This is a genomic window from Parasphingorhabdus pacifica (assembly GCF_054779195.1).
In genome coordinates, this window is sequence record NZ_BAAGYS010000002.1 from 87,240 (window position 1) to 102,245 (window position 15,006).

The following is a 15,006-nucleotide window of genomic DNA, read 5'->3' on the forward strand; positions in this document are numbered from 1 at the left end:
ACGGCGGCCACCCTGTCATACCGCGATCTTTCACAGACGGACGACATGCGAAGCCCACCACCGCAGCAAGTCCTCGTCATGGCTGATCGTCAACACCCCGGTCCCCTGCTCATCGACCCGCTGGTTGACGCCCCGAACGAGTGCCGCCGTCGTGGAGGCGTCGAGCATCGCGGTCATCTCGTCGCAGATCAGGTAGCGGGGACGCAGAATCAGTGCCCTGGCAAGGCAGGCCCGCTGCAGCTGCCCGTCACTCACCTCGTGCGGGCGCCGGGACAGCAGCTCGGTGGTCAGCCCGACCAGCTCGGTCACCTCGGCGACCCGGTCCCCGACCTGCTCTCGAACACCGTTGGCGAGCAGGGGTTCGGCAACGATCCGGTGCAGAGTGAACCGCGGATCGACCGCCGGACGCGGCTGCTGGAACACGAACCCGACCGAGGTGCGAAGTTTCCGCGGAGCCGAATGCCGGAATCCCGCGACCGGCGATCCGTCCACTTCGACCTCTCCCGACCACGGCGCGTGCAACATGCCGAGGACTCTGGCCAAAGTGGACTTTCCGCAGCCGCTCGGTCCCGCCAGCCCCACCACCGACCCGGGTGGGACGTCCAGGTCGACACCATCGATCACCGGGAGGCCCTTGCGGTACCCGGCAACCAACTTCCGCCCGGTCAGCACGGCGCGTGAGCCGCGACGGCCCGGTCGCCCCGGACTAGCAGGGTGGGATCACCCGTGCAAGCACCGTCCGGGTCGGGGTTGCGCAGGCAGTACACGCATCCCCACTCCGCTTCGAGGCGATCCAGCTCGCTCAACGCGGGTGGGTGCCCGGGTATGGGCCGGAAGCCGTTCTCCGGCAGGGAGTCGAGCAGTCCCGCGGTGTACGGGTGCCATGGGTCACCGAGAACCTCCGCCGCCGGGCCGGATTCCACGATGCGTCCCGCGTACATCACCGCTACATCCGTAGCCACTCGGCGGACGGCCGCGATGTCGTGGGTCACGAGCAGCACCGCGTGCCCGTCGGCCGCCGACGCCGCCAGCAGGTCCAGGGCGCGGTGCACGAGGGGGCGGTCCAGCCCGGTCGTCGGTTCGTCCGCCAGTAGCAGCGGCGGGTCGGCGACCAGTGCCATCGCCATCGCCACTCGCTGGGCCATGCCGCCGGACAGTTCGTGCGGGAAGAGGTCCAGCTCGCCGGGGCTCAACCCGACCCGGTCGGCCAGCTGGTCCACGAAGCCCGCTTCCTCGGGACGCAACGTCCGGACCGTTTCCGCCAACTGGCTGCGCGCCGTCCGCACCGGGGTCAGATGGGTGCTCGCGGACTGCGGTATCAATCCCACGAGCCTGCCGCGAACCTGCTGGGACAGCACCGACTCCGACGCGCCGAGCAGCTCGACGGAGCCACCGTCCACCCGCAGCCGCGCGCGCCCGCGAACCTGCGCGTTCGAGGGCAACAACCCGAGCAGGGCCGAGATCAGCACCGACTTGCCGCAGCCGGACTCACCCACCAAGGCCATCACGCGTCCCGGTCGGACACCGAGGTCCGCGTCGTTGACCGCCCGGACCTCGGCACCTCCGCGACGCCGGCCCAGCAGGAACCGCACGGAAACGTCGTCCAACCGCAGCACGTCGGTGGAGTCCGCCCCGGTCCGGTGCGAGACCTTCCCGTGGGTACGCACATCCGCCTGGTTCGCCGTCATAGCTCCAGCTCCGATCGACGTCTGGGTACGGCGCGGTCCCGCCAGGTGGCCGCCAGCCCCGACACCGCGAGCGTGGTCAGCACCAGCAGCACCGACGGGAAGAAGATGATCCACCACGCGCCCAGCAGGACCGCTTCCCGGCCATCGCCGAGGATGTTGCCGATGCTGGCCATGTGGGGCGGTAGCCCGAGACCGAGGAAGCTCAACGCCGTCTCGTGCCACACCGCGTGCGGCAGGATCAACACGGCCGACAGCGCGGCTTGGGGAACGATGGCGGGCAGCAGGTGCCTGCTCGTGACCCGCCACCGGGACGAACCGCCTGCGACCGCCGCGTCGATGAACGGGCGCTGCCGCAGCGACAGCACTTCCGAACGAACCACTCGGGCGACGGTCGTCCAGTGCGTCAGCGCGATCGAGAGAATCACCGCCAGCAGGCTGCCCCGGTACAGCGCCACGATCACGATGCCCAGCAGCAGGTGCGGAACCGCGTTGACCGTGTCCACGAAGCGCATCAGGATCCGGTCGGACCAACCGCCGAGCGCGCCTGCGACCACCCCGAACAAGGCCCCCAGCACGGTGGAGATCGCCGCGCAGCACGCCGCCACCAGCAAGGACACGCGCAGACCCGCCAGCGACCGCTCCAGCAGTTCCCGACCACCGGAGTCGGTGCCCATCGGGTGCGCGAAGCTCGGAGGCAGCCGGATCGCGTCGTACCGGATCCCGAACGCCCCGCCCGACAGCGCGGGCACGAACAGCGCGGCGAGCACCAGGGCGACCAGGCCCGCCACCGAACCCCACAACCGGACGCGGGCCCGCGTTTCCGCCGCGCGCCCGCGCGAGACACCCGCGCGGGCGCGCCCGGCGGAGATCCACCCCTCGTTCCGCAGCTCAACCATCGGCCGCCACCCTCGGGTCGAGCAGCACCGCGGCCACATCGGCCAGCAGTGATCCGAGCAGTACCGCAGCCGTCGCGATCAGCGTCACCATGGCCAGCAACGGGTAGTCCACCGCGGTCGCCGCCGTGACCACCGCCGCGGCCAGGCCCGGCCAGGAGAAGACCTCCTCGACCAGGACCGCCCCGGTCACGAGCTCGGGGACGCGCGCACCGATGACGGTCACGAACGGCAGCAGCGCCGTCGGCAGCGCGTGCCGCAGCACGACGATCCGTTCGCTCAAGCCACGGGAGCGTGCGCCGGTCACGTGGTCCTCCGAGAGTGCGCCGAGCATGGACTGCCGGACGTGCAGCACGAGCCACGGCGACTGCGAGATGCCCAGCACCACGGCGGGCAGCACCAGGTGTTCGGCGACCTGCCCCACGCTGAACGAGCTGCCCGCATCGGTCAGACCCGCCACCGGCAGCCAGCCCAACCCGAGGGAGAACACCGCGATCGACAACAGCGCCAGCACGAACGGCGGAACACCTTCGAGCGCGTGCCCGACCGCGGTCACCAACCGGTCGATCCAGCCGCCCTGCCGCCATGCCGCCACGGTGCCCAGCACGAGGGCGAGCACGATGGCGAAGGCCAGCGCGGTGGTGGCCAGCAGCATGGTCCACGGCAGTCGTTCCCCGACGACCTGTGCGACCGGCTGCCGCATCGAGCGGGACACGCCCAGGTCCCCGCTGAGCACCCCGGTTGCCCAGTTCCAGAACTGGACGAGCACGGGATCGTCCAGACCGAGTTCGGCACGTACCCGGGCGACATCCGCGGCGGAGGCGGTGAACAGCTCCACCCCGTAGTACTGGTGCACCGGGTCGAAGGGGGACGCCGAGGCGAGCAGGAAGACCACGAAAGCCACGATCACCAGGATCGGCACGGCAACCGCCAACCTGCGCAGCACCAGGAATCCGGCGGCGGCCAGGCGATTCGAATCGGGGAGGACGCTCATTCGCGCAGCGTCCAATCCTCGATGTTCCACCACGGACCCCAGGTGGTTCCGTGGGTGTGCGGCTCGATGGCCGGCCGGTAGCCCTCCCACCGGCCTTCGCGGAGCACGTAGCTGTGGTCGATGAACGCCAGGTACACCAAGCCCGGATCGGCCACGTAGGCACGCTGCATGCGCTTGTAGAACTCGGCGCGCTCGGCCGGGTCGGTCGAACGACGCCCGCCGTCGAGCGCGGCGTCGACCGCTTCGTTGCGGTAGCGACCGGGGTTGTTGTAGGTGCCGGTGCCGATCACCGACGAGTGGAGGCTCTTGTAGGCCTGCGGGTCCGGGTCCATCGGGTTTCCGCCGCCGAGCACGATTCCGTCGGTGTCCAACCGTTCGGGCACCACCGAGCGATCCACTCCGGCCAGCTCGACCTCGATGCCGACCGCCTTGACGTCGGAAGCGAAAGCCCTGGCGAAGTCCTTGCGCAGGCTGTCGTCGGCGAAGTACATCAGCGTGAAGCGGGCGCGCTGACCGGCACGCTCCCGGATCCCGTCCGGGCCGATCCGCCAACCCGCGGATTCCAGTATCCCCTCGGCTCGTTTCCGGTCGAAGTCGAACTTGGCTCCGGCGTCGTACGAATCGCCCATCGATTCCGGGATCGGCGTGTGCGCGGGCACCCCGTGTCCGCCGAGCAGCGCTTTGAGCATCCCGTCGCGGTCGACCGCGTGGTTGAGCGCCAGCCGCACCGCCGGGTCACCGGCCACCGGGTGCTCGTTGGGCAGCGCGATCCCGCGGTAGTCGGCGGTCTCGTGGTGAACCGTCCGATACCCGTCGACACCCACGCTCTCGGCGAGCACCGGCGGCAGAACCGTGCCGTCGAACTCTCCGGAGCGGAGCCGCTGGGCTCTGGTGTTGTCGTCCTCGGAGAAGACGACCGTCACCTCGCCGACCTCCGGTGCGCCGTCCCAGTAGTCCGGATTGGCCTCCCAGACCATCCGATCACCTTGGCGCCACTCCACCAGCCGGTAAGGACCGGTGCCCACCGGGCTGGTGTTGAGCTCGGACTTGTCCTGTGGCACGGGTTCGGCGAGCTTCTCCCCGGGCAGGATTCCGAGCGAGAGCTTCGAGGGCCACGGTGCGTAGGGGATGTTCAGGTCGAACCGCACCGTGTGCGAGTCGATGGCGCGCACGTCGGCCAGCATCGAGTACTCGGAGCTGATCGTGGAGGCGTAGGCGGGATCGATCGCCGCCCGGTAGGTCGCCACCACGTCCTGGGCTTCCAGCGGGGTCCCGTCGTGAAAGGTGACGCCCTCCCGCAACCGGACCGTCCAGCTCGTTGCTCCGGCCTCCGACCGGGGTGCCTCAGCCGCCAACGCGGGACGCATCGCCCCGGTACCGTCGAAGGCCATCAACCCGTCGTAGAACTTCGCGGCGCCTTCCTGCCCGTACCCGAGCAGCGGGTTGAGGCTCTCCGGCTCGTAGCCGTCGGCGAGGACCATGGACCGCGCTCCGGGGCCACTGGAACCGGGCGAGGAAGGGGCGGCACATCCGGCACCGAATGCACCCATGGTGAGCGGGATGACTGCGAGGAATCCACGACGTGTCAGCACAGCCGAATAGTATGTGCAATTGCAAGAAACTCTCAATAACGGTGAGACGTCGATCCCTCTGAGTGCACTCCGAGCGCGACCACCGACGCACCGCCGCCGCACAGCCGGGGACGCTCACGCAACACTTCGGCCGGCCCGGAGTCTCACCCGAACGTCGCAACGCTCGAACGATACGGTGGCGCTGAGCGACCTCCGAGGCGCCCTCACGGAATCGCGCCGCGCCCGGCCCCGTGCGCACCAGAAAGGCGGAACGACAATGCGGATCGCGTTGTGCCAGCTCGTGTCCACTCCGGACCCCCGGGAGAACCTCGATCTGATCGCCGACGGCGTGCGACGGGCCGCCGAGGCAGGCGCCGATCTCGCGGTCTTCCCCGAGGCCACGATGGCCTGCTTCGGGGTGAAGCTCGGTCCGCTCGCCGAACCGCTGGACGGGCCGTGGGCCACCGAGGTGCGGCGACTCGCCGCCGAGGCGAATCTCGCTGTGGTCGCGGGCATGTTCACCCCCACCGAGGACGGGCGCGTGACCAACACCCTGCTCGTCACCGGTCGCGGCCTCGACACCAGCTACGACAAGGTCCACCTATACGACGCGTTCGGCTTCGCCGAGTCCGACACGGTCGCTCCCGGCGAGGAGCCGCTCGTCGTCGATCTCGACGGCACCGGAGTCGGTCTGACCACCTGCTACGACATCCGGTTCCCAGGCCTGTACACGACGCTCAGCGACCGGGGTGCCTCGATCATCGTCACGTCGGCCTCGTGGGGTGCCGGCGAGGGAAAGCGGGAGCAATGGGAGTTGCTCGCGCGCGCACGCGCGTTGGACTCCACGTCCTGGGTGGTCGCCTGCGGGCAGGCGGATCCGCGCAGCATCGGTCGCGAACCGAACGGCAAGGCCCCGACGGGCATCGGGTACAGCCTGGTGGCCACCCCCACCGGTCAGGTCCACGCCCAGCTCGGCGACGCCCCCGACGTCCTGGTGGTCGACGTCGACCCGTCAGCGGTCGAAGGCGTGCGTAGCGCGCTCCCGGTGCTGACCAACCGCAAGTTCTGAGGCGCCGGTTGTCGCGGTGGAGAGGCCACCGGTGCCGGAGCGATCGCGCAGCACGACGATCGGCTACCGACTACGTAGCGGCGAACTCGCGCAGCGGCGATTCCTGGACCACTCGGGTCCTCATGGGTATGGTCGAGCCGCCGCGCGGAACCGGGGCACCACGGTGGTCGATGTCCGCTCCGCCGAATGCGCGAGAGGACACATGCCCCGGAACGATCGGCATCCCGATGAACGACGCCCTCGTTACCCGCCCGCTTCACCACTGAAACCGTCCACGCAATCTGTCAAGCTGGTGGGCCAAGCTGGTAGGACCGGGGCGGCCCGGGGGTGATGGGCGCGGGCGATGGGGCACGGTCTCCGGGCCGCGACCATGAACGCCGTGGGCGTGCGGGTCGCCTCGGTCCTCGGCAGCACCTCCGGGTCGATCGAGTCCGGTCGCGCGGTTGAAGGAGGTTCGAAATGGCTCCGCACACTTCTCGAACACCGGTACTGACCGTCGAAGTGATCGAAACGTCTTCGCTGGGCGACCGCAGCTACCTCGCAACCGACGGGCAGGTGGCGGTAGTGGTCGACCCGCAGCGCGACGTGGACCGCGTGATCGCCGCGGCGGGGCAACTGGGGGTGCGGATCGCGCTCGTGCTCGAAACGCACGTGCACAACGACTACGTCTCCGGAGGACTGGAACTGGCTCGTCTCACCGGGGCGGAGTACGGCGTCGCCGCCGATGACGAAGTCCCGTACGAACGACGCCCCATTCGAGACGGCGATGTCATCGACGTGTCCGACCGGCTGCGGGTGCGGGCGCTGGCCACTCCGGGGCACACCTTCCACCACCTGTCCTACGCGCTCGAAGACCCGGAAGGGGCGGTGGGCGTGTTCACCGGCGGTTCGCTGCTGTACGGCACCACCGGCCGAACCGACCTGCTCGGCCAGGACCTCAGCGAGGAGCTGGCACGCCACCAGCACGCCTCCGCCCGCAAGCTCGCCGAACTGCTGCCCTCGGGAGCCCTGATCTGGCCCACCCACGGGTTCGGCAGCTTCTGCTCGGCGGCGCAGGCGGACGGCGACTCCGCCACCATCGGTGACCAGCAGGAGAAGAACCCGGCACTGACCCTGGCCGAGCGCGAGTTCGTCGAACGGACACTGTCCGGCTTGGACGAATACCCGGCCTACTACGCCCACATGGGGGTGCGGAACACCGCGGGCCCGGAACCGATCGACCTGCGCGCACCGACGACGGCCGACCCGGGGCAGGTGCGGGAACGACTCGAACGCGGCGAGTGGGTCGTCGACCTGCGTGCCCGCAAGGCTTACGTCCACTCGCACCTTGCGGGCACCATCAGCCTCGGCCTGGACGGTCCGATGGTCACGTGGCTCGGCTGGATGATCGACTGGGGCGCTCCGATCACGCTGCTCGGCGAGACGCCGGGCCAGGTCGCGGAGGCGCAGCGAGAACTCGCCCGCATCGGCATCGACAAGTTCTCCGCCGCCGCCACCGGCACCCCGGAAGAGCTCGCGGCCGACACCGCGCAGTTGCGCGGCATGCCCACCGCCGTGTTCGCGGACCTCGCTCGCGCGCTGAACGGCGGCGGTTCCGAACTTCCCGCTCCGGGAGTGGTGCTCGATGTGCGGACGAAGAACGAGTTCCGCGCGTCCCACGTGGAAAACGCGGTGCACATCCCGCTCTACGAACTTCCGCGCCGAGTCGATGAAGTTCCGGACGGTACCGTTTGGGTCCACTGCGGAAGCGGCTACCGCGCTGCCGCGGGAGCTTCGCTGCTCGACGCCGCCGGGCGCGCGGTGGTACTCATCGACGACATGTTCGCCACGGCGAGCGACGCCGGCGTACCACTGACCTCAATGGACTGATGTGTCCGGAACGCGCGGGAGGCGCTCGGCGCACAGCCACCCCGAAGAAATCGATCTTCGCAGGATGTTTTTCCACGGTCCAGGAGAGAGGAATTCCGTGACGACTCACAATTCTACTGTGGACATGAGCAAAGTTCGCGACTTACTCGAAACCGGGTCTCCGACCCGGGTGATCGATGTGCGCACCACCGGCGAGTTCGCCGCGGTGCGCATCCCCGGCTCGCACAACGTGCCCCTCGACCTGTTGGAGGAGAACAAGGACACGTTGCGGATCCAGCACTCCGAACCGGTCGTGCTGGTGTGCGCATCAGGGGCGCGTGCGGACGAGGCTCGGACACTGCTGGCGAACGCCGGTGTCGGCGAACTGGGTGTACTCGCGGGCGGCCTCGACAAGTGGAGCAAGGAAGGCTACCCCGTCGAGCAGGGCGAGGGACGCTGGGAGATGGAGCGGCAGGTCCGGCTGGTTGCCGGATCGCTCGCGCTGACCGGGGTGCTGGCCAGCACCGTGTTCAAGCCGGCGAAGTGGCTCGCCGGGTTCATCGGCGCCGGACTGACGTTCGCCGCCGTCAGCAACACCTGTGCCATGGCGCACCTGCTCTCGAAACTGCCGTACAACCGGACCCCGGAAGCCCACGCCCACCTGCTGCTGCCCGCGCTGACCGCGAGGACGGCACCGGCCGACGTCCGCTGATCGCGTGCCCGCCGGGGCGGGACGCCGCCCCGGCGTGGGCTGCTCGGTCGTTGTTCCACCCCAACCGGCGGTCGATCTCGATTCCGAAGCTCCCCGCCGCCGAACCGCGCTCGGTCACATGTCGAGACCGAGGTCCAAGGACGGGGACGAGTGGGTGAGGCCACCGACCGCGAGGTAGTGCACGCCGGTTTCGGCGTAGGTGTGCGCGACATCGAGGGCGAGGCCACCGGACGCTTCCAGCTCGGTCGCAGGCGAGACCGAGCCGGTGCGCCGGACCGCCTCCGCGCACTGCTCGGGTGTGAAGTTGTCCAGCAGCACCAGCTCGACTCCTTCCGCCAGCACCGCGTCGAGTTCGTCGAGCGTGGACACTTCGACTTCCATCGGCAGTTCCGGGGCTTGGTGTCGGCAGGCACGCAGCGCTGCGACCACCGACCCGGCCGCCGCCACGTGGTTGTCCTTGATCAGGATCGCGTCGCCGAGCCCCATCCGGTGGTTGACCCCACCACCACACCGGACCGCGTACTTCTGCAGCAGTCGCAGGCCCGGCAGGGTCTTGCGGCTGTCCCGGATGCGGCATCCCGTTCCCGCGACCGCACGCACCCACGCCGCCGTGGCGGTGGCGATGCCGGACAGGTGGCAGACGAAGTTCAGCGCCGTTCGTTCCGCGGTGAACAGTCCGCGTGCGGGTGCGCTGACCTGCAGCGCGCACTCGCCCGGACGCAGGGTGGATCCGTCGGGCCGCTCGGACCGGACCAGGTACCCGTCGGCACCGAGCACCTCGTCGAGTACGGCGCGCACGATGGGGATCCCGGCCAGCACCCCCGCGGGACGGGTGTTGAACCCAGCTTCGGCGATGGTGTCGGCGGCGACGGTCGCGGCCGACGTCGCGTCCGACCCGTAGCGCAGGTCCTCGGCCAGCCCGGCCCGAACGAGCGCCCGGGTCTCTTCCGGATCGAGACCGGCCGAACGCAGTGCGGCGCTCGTGGTGTCCGACAGCGTCACGCCGCCCTCCCCAAGGGTTCGCTTTCGGTTCGGATCAACCAGCCGGACACGTCCAGGCGCAGGACGCTGCTGCGGCGCCAACGTTGATCATCGGTGTACGGGTGGTCGATCCGCCGGTGGCAGCCGCGGGATTCGGTGCGCACACCCGCCGAAGTCAGCAACGCCTGGGCGGTCAACGCCAACGACGAATCCTCCACCGCTTGTCGAGTCCGTAGTGGACGAACGACGCCCGCCTGATCGAGTTCCGTCAGCGCAGCGGCCATTCCTTCGCCGGAACGTCCGATACCGGCACTGCGGCTCATGGTGCGCTGGAGCAGACTCCGATCCACCACGGCCGTGGCGGGTGCCACGTCGGCGGGCTGGCCGGGCCTTCGCGCGAGCACACCGCTGCGCAGGTCTTCGGCGACCGCGGCGGCGGAGCGCGAACCGACGACCAGACCTTCGAGCAGGCTGTTGGAGGCCAGGCGATTCGCGCCGTGCAGGCCCGTGCTGGCCACTTCTCCTGCCGCGTACAGCCCGGCGACCCCGGTACGTCCGTCCACATCGGCCACCACGCCCCCGCACGAGTAGTGCGCGGCACTGGTCACGGGGATCGGCTCACGCTGTGGATCGATGCCTGCTTCGCCGCAGGCCGCGAAAACCGTCGGGAACCGTTCCGCGAAACCGGCTCCGATACCGGTGGCATCCAGGTAGACGCACTCCGCGCCGGTCTCGGCCGCCCGACGGTTGATCGCCGCCGAGACGATGTCGCGCGGGGCCAGGTCCTCCAGCGGGTGCTCCCCCGCCATGATCCGGTCACCGCGCACGTCGACGAGGACCGCACCTTCACCTCGCACCGCTTCGGTGACCAGCGGACGTCGCCCACGCGCGGTTCGCGAGGTGAAGAGGACGGTCGGGTGAAACTGGACGAATTCCAGATCGGCGACCGAGGCTCCGGCCCGCAGCGCCAGCGCGATCCCGTCGGCGGTGGCCACATCGGGATTGGTCGTGGCCGCGTACAGCTGCCCGAGACCGCCGGTGGCCAGCAGCACGGCGGGCGCCCGGACGACGCCGTACCGCCCTTCCGCGTCGAGCGCCAGCACGCCGGCGACCGCACCCGCTTCGTCCTTGAGCAGTTCGGCCACGCAGTGCTGTTCGAGTACCGGAACGTCATCGGCAGCTCGGGTGAGCGCGCGCTGCACCTCGATTCCCGTGGCGTCACCTCCCGCGTGGATCACGCGGAACGCGCTGTGCCCGCCTTCGCGGGTTCGGGCGAGCATGCCGTCGTGCGCCGTGTCGAACGATGCCCCAACCTCCCGCAACCACTCGATGGCCGCCGCCCCACCCGCGAGGATCTCCCGAACAGCCGGAGCCGAGCAGAGCCCCGCCCCGGCCGCCAGCGTGTCGTCGACGTGCCGCTCGATGCTGTCCTGCGGGTCGTGTTCACCGGGACGCACGACCGCGACCCCGCCCTGCGCCCAGCCGGTGTTGCCCGCTTCCGCGGCCTCCTTGGTCACCACGAGTACGCGCAGCCCCGCCGCGCGGGCGCGCAGTGCCGCGGTCAGCCCCGCGACGCCGGTGCCGATGACGACAAGGTCCGCCCTGGCCTCCCAGGTCACTCGCCGCCTCCCGGCGTTCCGATGGCGATCATGCGCTCGACCGAAGCGCGCCCGCGCTCTGCGGTGACCGGGTCGACGTGCACTTCGTCGGCTCCGTCGCGCAGGCAGCGCAACAGCGCGGCCGGTGTGATCATCTTCATGTACTTGCAGGAGGCCCGCTCGTTGACCGCGCGGAAGTCGATCTCCGGAGCGGCCTTGCGCAGCTGGTGCAGCATGCCGACTTCGGTGGCCACCAGTACGGAGTCGGCCCCGGTCTCCCGCGCCGCATCGAGCATTCCGCCGGTGGAAAGGATCTTGACCCGGTCTTCGGGCAGCGTGCCCTCTCCCGCCAAGTAGAGCGCTGAGGTCGCGCAGCCGCATTCGGGGTGGATGAACAGGTCCGCGTCCGGGTTCGCCGCCGCCCGGTCGGCCAGTTCCGGACCGTTGATGCCCGCGTGCACGTGGCATTCACCCGCCCAGACGTACAGGTTCTCCCGCCCGGTCTCGCGCCGAACGTGGGCGCCGAGGAACTGGTCGGGGCAGAACAGCACTTCCTGCTCGGCCGGAATGGAGCGCACCACGTCGACGGCATTGGACGAGGTGCAGCAGATATCGGTCTCGGCTTTGACCTCAGCGGTCGTGTTCACGTAGGAAACCACGACCGCACCGGGGTGCTGCGCCTTCCACTCACGTAGCTGCTCGGCGGTGATCGAGTCGGCCAGCGAGCAACCGGCGCGTTCGTCGGGGATCAACACCGTCTTGTCGGGGCCGAGCATCTTGGCCGTTTCAGCCATGAAGTGCACGCCGCAGAAGACGATCGTGCTCGCGGTACTGGATGCGGCGATCCGACTCAGAGCAAGGGAGTCTCCGGTGTGGTCGGCGACGTCCTGGATCTCCGGCATCTGGTAGTTGTGCGCGAGCAGCACGGCGTCATGCTCGTTCGCGAGCCTGCGGACTTCCGCTGCCCAGTCGCCGTCGGGCTCCACCCCGACGTAACCGGCCTCCGTCCGCTGCGGCACGACCGCGAGCGCGTTGTCGGCAACCGACATCTCGTCCTCCTCACCGCACCGCCGACGACCTGGCCGGATGGCGCGACTCACCCGGGCTCAACCCGCCGAGATGGTCTTGCGCGGGTTTTCGCCTTACAATCGAAAACGTGCCTCATCGTAACACCGACACCGATCGGCACGAGAGCGACGCCGGTCACGAAGTACTGGCGAGCGTCCTGCAGTCACGACGCGGCCACCTGCACGTCCTGCTCTGGCAGCGTGCGCAAAGCCCGCATCTCGGTCGCTGGTCGCTGCCCGGCGGCAGACTCGGCTCCAGCGAGGACGTGGAGACCTCCATCCGCCGCCAGCTCGCCGAGAAGGTCGACATGCACAAGCTCACCCACGTCGAACAGCTCGCCGCGTTCAGCGATCCGACACGAGTTCCGTCGCGCCGCGTCGTCGCCACCGCCTTCCTCGGACTGGTGCCGTCCGACGTCGACCCGGAAGTGCCGGCGGACACCGCCTGGCACGCGGTCGACGCCCTGCCCTCGACCGCCTTCGACCACGAGAAGATCGTGCTCACCGCCCGGGAACGACTCCGGGCCAAGCTCTCCTACACCAACATCGGTTTCGCGCTGGCTCCGGCCGAATTCACCATCTCCGAACTCCGCCGCATCTACTCCGCGTCGCTCGGCTACCAGGTGTCGGCCACGAACCTGCAACGCGTGCTGTCCCGGCGCGGCGTGCTCGAGCCCACCGGCCGCACGGTTCCCGCCGGCCCCTCCGGCGGACGCCCACCCGCGTTGTTCCGGTTCACCGAGGGTGACCTCGCGATCACCGACCCGTTCGCGGTGTTCCGCCCACCCACGTCCGAGACCGGTTCCTGACCCCTCCGACCCGGACCTCGCAGTAGTGTGGACGACGTGATGGACACGCTCCCGCTCTTCCCGCTGAGCACCGTGCTGCTGCCAGGCGCGTCCCTGCCGTTGCACGTCTTCGAGGCGAGGTATCGACAGCTCACCGTCGACCTGCTCAACGACGTGGTACCCGACCGCCGATTCGGCGTGGTCGGCATCAAACAAGGTTGGGAGGTGGGTGACGACAACATCGACTCGATGTACGACGTCGGATGCTCGGCCGTGCTCCAACACGCCCGGCAACTGCCCGAGGGGCGCTACGACATTACCGGGACGGGCGAGCGCCGATTTCGCCTGCTGCAGATCGACCGGGAGGCCGCGCCCTACCTGATGGCCCGCGTGCAGTGGCTCCCCGACGTCGCGTCCAACGGGGATTCGGACCGGCGGCGCGAACGTCTCGACGCGTCCGCGCGGTTCGCCCACGAGCGCTACCACGCGACCGGGCTGCGCGGCGACCGCTACGAAGCCCCCGACGCCGCGTTGGACAGCGCCGAGTTGTCCTACACGCTCGCCGAGGACTGCGTGCTCACCACCGAGGATCGGCAGGCGCTACTGGCGGAAACCGACCCGCTCGAACGCCTGCGGCTGGCGCGCACGCTGATGCTGCGCGAGGCCGAGTTCCTCCGTGAGCTCCGTGCCATCCCGGCACCGCTGGCGCAGTTCGCCGAGCAGACCAGCGTCAACTGAATCCCCGCACCGGGCGGCGACTCGATAGGATCTTGCCCATGTCGTCACCTGGTGACCCGGGCAACGGGAATTCGGACGGTAACCGGACCTGGGGGCCGTTCTCGGGCGGGAGCCCACCACCCGGGGGTGCGGACGGCGCCCCGCGCATGCCGGACCAGGGGCATCAGTACTACGACCCGCTCACCGGTCAGCCAGTCCCCGCCGCCCCGCAACACACTCACCCCGGCCCGCAGTACGGACCGACACAGCAGGGGCACCAAAGCGGGCGCTACCAGGGGCTCGGCACCTTCTCGCACCCCGCTGCCGGCGGTGGCGAACCCGAACCGCCGGAGAAGCAGCGTGGACCGCTGATCGCCACCCTCGCCGCGTCGGCGGTCGCGATCGTGGCGATCACCGCCACGATCGTCCTGGTCAACCGCGACGGGGAACCGCAGCAGCCTGCCGCGCGGGAAACCCCCACCGCGCCGACGAGCGCGGCGACCGCCACCATCGCCCCGGGAACCGCCGTCGTCCCGGGCTGGCAAGCAGTACCGGTTCCCGAGCGCGGAGCGGTCTACGACGTTCCACCCGGTTGGGAAACGGAGTCCCCGACGAACGTGATCGGCTTCGGTCCGCCCGAGGACTCGGTGACCATGACCGGCGTAGCCACCCACGAGCGGGGATTCTGCGCCGGGCAGAGCGGCAGCTTCCGGGCACTCGCGGGCGCCACCGCTCGCGAGGGGCCCGACGACGCCCGAGTGGCCACCGACACCGCCCGGAAGCTCGCGGAGCTGGCCTACACCGTCGACGGCACGAAGCCGCAGGTGGCACTGAGTCCCGTCCAGCAGGTTCGGCTCGGCGCGGACGGCGCGACGGACGGCACCCGCGTGGCCGCCACCGTGACCCCCGCCGGGACCGAACAGTGCGGCTCGCCGGCCGTCCTGATCAACGTGATCGCCACGAACAACAACGGCACCAGCTCGGTCGTGCACATCACGATCGCCGACCAGGAAGTGCCCGCGGCAGTCCCGCCCGACGTGGTCGACCGCATCGGCGAATCGTTCCGCCCCGGCGACTGAC

14 protein-coding genes are annotated in these 15,006 nt (G+C 69.9%); 6 read left to right on the forward strand and 8 right to left on the reverse strand.

Annotated features, from left to right (window positions below):
• Nucleotides 1-30 precede the first annotated feature (30 nt).
• Genes ACYVAN_RS00390 through ACYVAN_RS00410 form a run of 5 tightly spaced genes read right to left on the reverse strand, consistent with a single transcriptional unit; the run spans nucleotide 31 to nucleotide 5,167 of the window.
• The gene (locus tag ACYVAN_RS00390) at nucleotides 31-672 is read right to left on the reverse strand and encodes an ABC transporter ATP-binding protein (RefSeq protein WP_460954320.1); all 642 of its coding nucleotides are present in this window, start codon (nucleotides 670-672) and stop codon (nucleotides 31-33) included.
• Nucleotides 666-1,688 carry an ABC transporter ATP-binding protein gene (locus tag ACYVAN_RS00395; RefSeq protein ID WP_460954322.1) on the reverse strand — a complete coding sequence of 341 codons (1,023 nt, stop codon included), beginning with the start codon at nucleotides 1,686-1,688 and terminating at the stop codon, nucleotides 666-668. Before ACYVAN_RS00395 ends, ACYVAN_RS00390 begins: the two co-directional genes overlap by 7 nt.
• Nucleotides 1,685-2,584 carry an ABC transporter permease gene (locus ACYVAN_RS00400; protein ID WP_460954324.1) on the reverse strand — a complete coding sequence of 300 codons (900 nt, stop codon included), beginning with the start codon at nucleotides 2,582-2,584 and terminating at the stop codon, nucleotides 1,685-1,687. Before ACYVAN_RS00400 ends, ACYVAN_RS00395 begins: the two co-directional genes overlap by 4 nt.
• Nucleotides 2,577-3,575, reverse strand: a complete 999-nt coding sequence (locus ACYVAN_RS00405) for an ABC transporter permease (RefSeq protein ID WP_460954326.1) — start codon at nucleotides 3,573-3,575, stop codon at nucleotides 2,577-2,579. The genes ACYVAN_RS00400 and ACYVAN_RS00405 overlap by 8 nt, the downstream gene beginning before the upstream one ends.
• Nucleotides 3,572-5,167 carry an ABC transporter substrate-binding protein gene (locus ACYVAN_RS00410; RefSeq protein ID WP_460954328.1) on the reverse strand — a complete coding sequence of 532 codons (1,596 nt, stop codon included), beginning with the start codon at nucleotides 5,165-5,167 and terminating at the stop codon, nucleotides 3,572-3,574. The genes ACYVAN_RS00405 and ACYVAN_RS00410 overlap by 4 nt, the downstream gene beginning before the upstream one ends.
• Before the next feature lie 256 nt (nucleotides 5,168-5,423).
• On the opposite strand from ACYVAN_RS00410, the gene ACYVAN_RS00415 reads away from it, so the two are divergent.
• The 3 genes from ACYVAN_RS00415 (at nucleotide 5,424) to ACYVAN_RS00425 (ending at nucleotide 8,775) form a co-directional block, all read left to right on the forward strand.
• Entirely contained in the window at nucleotides 5,424-6,215 is a 792-nt protein-coding gene (locus tag ACYVAN_RS00415; protein ID WP_460954330.1) for a carbon-nitrogen hydrolase family protein, read from the forward strand.
• A gap of 459 nt (nucleotides 6,216-6,674) precedes the next feature.
• Nucleotides 6,675-8,084, forward strand: a complete 1,410-nt coding sequence (locus ACYVAN_RS00420) for an MBL fold metallo-hydrolase (protein ID WP_460954332.1) — start codon at nucleotides 6,675-6,677, stop codon at nucleotides 8,082-8,084.
• Nucleotides 8,085-8,208: 124 nt separating this feature from the next.
• The gene (locus ACYVAN_RS00425; protein WP_460954334.1) at nucleotides 8,209-8,775 is read left to right on the forward strand and encodes a rhodanese-like domain-containing protein; all 567 of its coding nucleotides are present in this window, start codon (nucleotides 8,209-8,211) and stop codon (nucleotides 8,773-8,775) included.
• A gap of 114 nt (nucleotides 8,776-8,889) precedes the next feature.
• On the opposite strand, the gene nadC is transcribed toward ACYVAN_RS00425, so the two are convergent.
• The 3 genes from nadC to nadA are packed head-to-tail and all read right to left on the reverse strand — an operon-like array spanning nucleotide 8,890 to nucleotide 12,403.
• On the reverse strand, nucleotides 8,890-9,777 hold the full coding sequence (gene nadC / locus ACYVAN_RS00430) for a carboxylating nicotinate-nucleotide diphosphorylase (protein WP_460954337.1): 888 nt from the start codon (nucleotides 9,775-9,777) through the stop codon (nucleotides 8,890-8,892).
• Nucleotides 9,774-11,375 carry an L-aspartate oxidase gene (locus tag ACYVAN_RS00435; RefSeq protein ID WP_460954339.1) on the reverse strand — a complete coding sequence of 534 codons (1,602 nt, stop codon included), beginning with the start codon at nucleotides 11,373-11,375 and terminating at the stop codon, nucleotides 9,774-9,776. Before ACYVAN_RS00435 ends, nadC begins: the two co-directional genes overlap by 4 nt.
• A complete protein-coding gene (nadA, locus tag ACYVAN_RS00440; protein ID WP_460954341.1) occupies nucleotides 11,372-12,403 on the reverse strand; it encodes a quinolinate synthase NadA in 1,032 nt (343 codons plus the stop codon). The genes ACYVAN_RS00435 and nadA overlap by 4 nt, the downstream gene beginning before the upstream one ends.
• 107 nt (nucleotides 12,404-12,510) lie before the next feature.
• Here nadA and ACYVAN_RS00445 point away from each other — a divergent pair, with 107 nt between their 5' ends.
• Genes ACYVAN_RS00445 through ACYVAN_RS00455 form a run of 3 tightly spaced genes read left to right on the forward strand, consistent with a single transcriptional unit; the run spans nucleotide 12,511 to nucleotide 15,005 of the window.
• Nucleotides 12,511-13,230 (forward strand): NUDIX hydrolase, encoded by a 720-nt coding sequence (locus ACYVAN_RS00445; RefSeq protein ID WP_460954343.1) that lies wholly within the window; start codon nucleotides 12,511-12,513, stop codon nucleotides 13,228-13,230.
• 39 nt (nucleotides 13,231-13,269) lie between these two features.
• Complete coding sequence (locus ACYVAN_RS00450; RefSeq protein ID WP_460955259.1) at nucleotides 13,270-13,947, forward strand: LON peptidase substrate-binding domain-containing protein; 678 nt, start codon at nucleotides 13,270-13,272, stop codon at nucleotides 13,945-13,947.
• Between the two features lie 38 nt (nucleotides 13,948-13,985).
• Nucleotides 13,986-15,005, forward strand: a complete 1,020-nt coding sequence (locus ACYVAN_RS00455) for a hypothetical protein (protein ID WP_460954345.1) — start codon at nucleotides 13,986-13,988, stop codon at nucleotides 15,003-15,005.
• Nucleotide 15,006 lies beyond the last annotated feature (1 nt).

Bases quoted from the DNA above. Each gene is read 5' to 3' on its own strand.
- ACYVAN_RS00395 (WP_460954322.1), bottom strand. From the start codon at position 1,688: ATGACGGCGAACCAGGCGGATGTGCGTACCCACGGGAAGGTCTCGCAC.
- ACYVAN_RS00400 (WP_460954324.1), bottom strand. From the start codon at position 2,584: ATGGTTGAGCTGCGGAACGAGGGGTGGATCTCCGCCGGGCGCGCCCGC.
- ACYVAN_RS00405 (WP_460954326.1), bottom strand. From the start codon at position 3,575: ATGAGCGTCCTCCCCGATTCGAATCGCCTGGCCGCCGCCGGATTCCTG.
- ACYVAN_RS00415 (WP_460954330.1), top strand. From the start codon at position 5,424: ATGCGGATCGCGTTGTGCCAGCTCGTGTCCACTCCGGACCCCCGGGAG.
- ACYVAN_RS00420 (WP_460954332.1), top strand. From the start codon at position 6,675: ATGGCTCCGCACACTTCTCGAACACCGGTACTGACCGTCGAAGTGATC.
- ACYVAN_RS00425 (WP_460954334.1), top strand. From the start codon at position 8,209: ATGAGCAAAGTTCGCGACTTACTCGAAACCGGGTCTCCGACCCGGGTG.
- nadA (WP_460954341.1), bottom strand. From the start codon at position 12,403: ATGTCGGTTGCCGACAACGCGCTCGCGGTCGTGCCGCAGCGGACGGAG.
- ACYVAN_RS00450 (WP_460955259.1), top strand. From the start codon at position 13,270: ATGGACACGCTCCCGCTCTTCCCGCTGAGCACCGTGCTGCTGCCAGGC.
- ACYVAN_RS00455 (WP_460954345.1), top strand. From the start codon at position 13,986: ATGTCGTCACCTGGTGACCCGGGCAACGGGAATTCGGACGGTAACCGG.